The sequence below is a fragment of the Nocardia sp. NPDC060220 genome (genome assembly GCF_042727815.1).
Classification (GTDB): domain Bacteria; phylum Actinomycetota; class Actinomycetes; order Mycobacteriales; family Mycobacteriaceae; genus Nocardia.
Genome location: NZ_JBHWZY010000622.1, coordinates 1 through 4199, shown reverse-complemented (window position 1 = coordinate 4199; position 4199 = coordinate 1). Strand labels below are relative to the sequence as shown.

The window sequence follows — 4199 nt, the reverse complement described above, 5'->3', positions numbered from 1 at the left end:
GCCATGGGCCGTGGCACGCGCACGCCGGCCTGGGTGGCCGAGCTCGGCTTCGACATGCCCACCGAGGAAAGGGTTTCCGTGCACATCGGGTACTCGAGCGTGGCGCTGCGGCTGCGCCCGGGGAGCGAACCGGAGACGCTGGTACTGATCGGCCCCGCCCCCGACCGGCCGATCGGGATGGCGTTGTTCGCGACCGAGGACGGCACGTGGTTGTTCACCGCGACCGGGTATCGAGACCATCACCCCGGCACGAGTTTCGACGAACTGGTCGAGTTCGTGGCGCCGTTCGCGCCTCCGCACGTGCTCGACGCGTTGCGCGCCGCGGAGGCGCTGTCCCCGGTGACGACCTACCGGTACGACGCCAACCGCCGTCGCCGCTACGACCTGGTCAGCCGCTTCCCCCGGGGACTGATAGCGCTCGGTGACGCCCTGTGCGGCTTCAATCCCATCTACGCACAGGGCATGTCGGTGGCCGCGTTGCAGGCCATGGCCTTGCGCGAGTGCCTGCACACCGGCGGGGACGACCTGGAACGCCGGTACTTCCGTGCCTCTGCGATTCCGGTGAACGTGGCCTGGCGACTCGCCGTCGGCGCCGACCTGACGCAACCGCTGGTGGAAGGCACCCGCACCCTCCAGATCCGGCTGGTCAATGCCTACGTTCGTCGGCTGCTCGAAGTGGGCAGGCACGACCCCGTGGTCGCCGCGCGATTCCTGCGCGTCTCGGCATTGCTGGACCCTCCCGCGTGGCTGATGCGGCCGAGTACCCTCGCGCGGGTATCGGTCGGGATGCGCAGGCGCGGCGACTCGGTGGCGCCACCACCGCGGGTGCTTGCCCGGTGACGATCGCCAGCGGGCACCGTCGATGAACGGAACTGAACAGATGACTGACGACGCGAGGACCGTCGCCGACCGGCTCCGATCGGCGCGCAGGCGGCGGTTCGTCGGGCGGGCGGGCGAAGTGGAACTGTTCCGCACCGCGCTCGACGCGGACGAACCACCGTTCACGGTGCTGTTCCTGCACGGGCCGGGCGGCATCGGCAAGTCCGCGCTGCTGGCCGAAATGCTCGAACTCGCCGAACTCGCGGGCGCGACGACGACGCGGGTCGACGGACGCACGGTCGAGCCGTCGCCCGAGTCGTTGCGCACCGCGCTGGGCCCCGCGATGTCCTCGGTGGTGTTCATCGACACGTTCGAACGGCTCGCGCCGCTGGAGGATTGGCTGCGCGAGACGTTTCTGCCGGTGTTGGCCACGACTGTTCTCGTGGTGATCGCCGGCCGTCATCCGCCTGCCCGCGCGTGGTCGGACGACCCCGGTTGGCGGGATCTGTTGCGCACGATCTCGTTGCGCAACCTCGCACCCGACGACGCCCGCGCTTATCTGCGGATCGCCGAGGTGCCCGAGGCGAAGCACGAACGGATGCTGGCGCTCACCCACGGCCACCCGCTGGCGCTGTCGCTACTGGTCGACGTGCTCGCCCAGACCGCGGGCGAGTTGCCCGCCGCACTGGTCGAGGCCCCCGACGCGGTGCGCGCCCTGCTCGCGCGGTTCGTCGATTCGGTGCCGAGCAAACGTCACCGGGCCGCACTGGAGGTGTGCGCGCACGTCCGGTTCACCACCGAGGCACTGCTGCGGGCCGCGCTCGGCGAATCCGACTGCGCCGACGTGTTCGAGTGGCTGCGCGAGCTGGCGATCATCGAGCCGGGGCCGCTCGGGCTCGCGCCGCACGAGATCGCCCGCGACGTTCTCGACGCCGACTTGCGCTGGCGTGATCCGGAGTCCTACCTCGACGTTCATCGCCGCGTTCGCGCGCACCTCATCGAGGTCCTCGACGCCACCGCGCAACAGAATCGCTGGCCGGTGGCCGACCTCGTCTTCCTCCACCGCCACAACCCGTCGATCTCGGCGTACTGGGACTGGTCGACCTTCGGCCGGGCCTTCCCCGACCGATACCGCGCGGAGTATCGGGAATCGATCCTGGCGATGACGAAGCGGCACCAGGGCCCCGAGCAAGCCGAGTTGGTGGACTTCTGGCTGGCTCGTCAGCCTGAGCAGTTCGTCGTGGTGCAAGGCTCGGGCAGCGCACCGATCGGCTATTTCTGTCGGCTGGCGCTGCACGACGCGACGGAGGCCGAGCTGGCCGCCGACCCCGGCACCCACGCCATGTGGGATTACGCGACCAGGTACGGCAGGCCACGGCCCGGCGAACCGGTGCACGCGGGGCGGTTCCTCATCGACGCGGAGTTCAACCAGCGTCCGTCGCCGACCATCAATGTGGTGACGGCTTGCTCGACGCAGTTCTGGTTGTCGCGTCCGGATCTGACGTGGGACTTCATCGGCGCGTTCGAGGCCGCCGACGCCTGGGAACCCTTCATGACCCACATCGATTTCCATCGTGCCCACGATGCCGAATACGAGGTCGGTGGCCGGCGGTACGCGGTGTACGCCCACGACTGGCGCCGGGTGGGCATCCCCGAATGGCTCGACCTGACCAGTGATCGTGTCGTCGGCGGGGTCCCCGCGCGACCCGTGCCGCCCACGCCCGAACTCGTTCTGTCCCAGCCCGAATTCGCCGACGCCGTCCGCTCCGCGTTGCGCGGGATAGGACGGGGCGACGGCCTGGAACGCAATCCGCTGCTGCGCTCGAGAGTGGTCGCCGACCGACCGGGCCCCGCCACCGGTGCCGCGCTGCGCGATCTACTCACCACGATCGTCGAGTCGGTGCGCGAGGACTCGCGCGGTGAGAAGCTCTACCGCGTCCTCGACCGCACCTACCTGCGTCCGGCGCCCACCCAGGAACGGGCCGCCGAACTACTCGGGCTGCCGTTCTCGACCTACCGACGCCACCTCACCCAGGGCATCGAGCGGGTGATCGCCAAGATGTGGCATATCGAGCTCTACGGAACCAGCTGATCAGGCCCTGCGGACCGGCGGAGGCGCCCATGTGCCGTTGAGCGCTTCCGTGCGAGGGGCATACAGCCGCATGGTGATACCGAGGGGCCCGCTCGGCGCGGGCAGCCAGTTCGATTCGCGCTCTGGTCCCGGATTGGTGTGGGAGATGTAGATGTCGAGCGAGCCGTCGGAATTCTGCACCAGTGCGTCTCGGTCGCCGATGGCGAAGCGGTCGAGCTCGTTCGGCGCCTGGAACCCCTCGTCGTCGTACATGGTGACCGACCAGAACGCGGCCGCCGGCGGCAGCTCGCCCGCGTCGAAGTGGATCACGTAGTCGGTATCGCCGTCGAGCGGCCGGCCGTCGGCGTCGGCGACCAGCAACGGGTAGATCGCGTCTTCGGGCGGGTTGGCGCCCAAGCCCGCCAACGTGATGGCCGAACGCCGGAAATAGTCGTTGCCGTACACCCCGATGTCGGCGAGCACGCTGATCCACCCGTTGACCGGTGGCGCCAGCTTTTTCGGTGCGGCCATCACCGCCGCTCGCGCGGCCTGCACACCGGCTTCGATGTCGGCGAGCTCATCGGTGGAGAATCGGGTGGCGTCGAAGTCCCGGCCGGGAACGATACCCAGCCGGGCGATGCGCGCGAGCTGGGAGAAGTCGGTGCTGTGTGGCGGGTCGACCTGCAACGCCGCAGCGGCACGGACGAAGAACTCCGTCGCCGACATCGCGTTGACCTGGCGCAGCGGTTCGGTCTCGCTCGCCGAACTCGGATCGGCCACGAACGGTCCCGGTGCGGCCAACTCGGTGATCTCGAGTCCGGCCTGGAATTTGTTGACCGCCACGTAGTCGGCGGGCCCGTTGGTCTGGGTGCGCCCGATCACCCACACATGACGAGTCGGCGCGTGGATCACGGGCAGGTCAGCCGGAAGATCACCGGTGTGGCCGGGGCCGACGACGACGAAGTCCTGTTCACCGGTGCCGGTGGTGCGCTTGCCTGGATTGGCGAAAACATCAGTCCACGCGTCGAGCATCGGGAGCATGTAATAGCGGTCGCCACTGTCGGGAACATGGATGTGCACAGGACCGCGGGTCAGATCGAGCCAGGCCGAGGAGTACAGCGTGTCGAAATTCGGGCGAACCACCGCCCGAAAATGGACATCAGGGAACTCGTGGATGTGGTGGAACTGGTTCGGGGGCCCGAACCCCGGAGTCGAGTCCGCCGGGGAGTTGGTCTGCTGCTCGCGAGTGACGTCCATCGTGACGAGGGAGTACAGGTAGAAATACGCTTCGTAGCTCAAGGTTTTCAGA

General features: G+C 68.6%; 2 protein-coding genes and 1 pseudogene. 2 read left to right on the top strand and 1 reads right to left on the bottom strand.

Annotated elements, in window-relative coordinates; all coding sequences use genetic code 11:
* Together ACFWF3_RS26490 and ACFWF3_RS26485 are read left to right on the top strand one after the other, a co-directional pair.
* Positions 1-840, top strand: a pseudogene (locus ACFWF3_RS26490) (2-polyprenyl-6-methoxyphenol hydroxylase-like oxidoreductase); the annotation flags it as partial.
* Positions 841-880: 40 nt separating this feature from the next.
* Positions 881-2911 carry an ATP-binding protein gene (locus ACFWF3_RS26485; RefSeq protein ID WP_379316045.1) on the top strand — a complete coding sequence of 677 codons (2031 nt, stop codon included), beginning with the start codon at positions 881-883 and terminating at the stop codon, positions 2909-2911.
* Here the strand turns inward: ACFWF3_RS26485 and ACFWF3_RS26480 are convergent, their stop codons facing one another.
* The gene (locus ACFWF3_RS26480; protein ID WP_379316043.1) at positions 2912-4198 is read right to left on the bottom strand and encodes a DUF1254 domain-containing protein; all 1287 of its coding nucleotides are present in this window, start codon (positions 4196-4198) and stop codon (positions 2912-2914) included.
* Position 4199 lies beyond the last annotated feature (1 nt).

What these genes read in the sequence shown, in the direction of transcription:
- ACFWF3_RS26485 (WP_379316045.1), top strand. Translation starts at nt 881, where the DNA reads ATGACTGACGACGCGAGGACCGTCGCCGACCGGCTCCGATCGGCGCGC.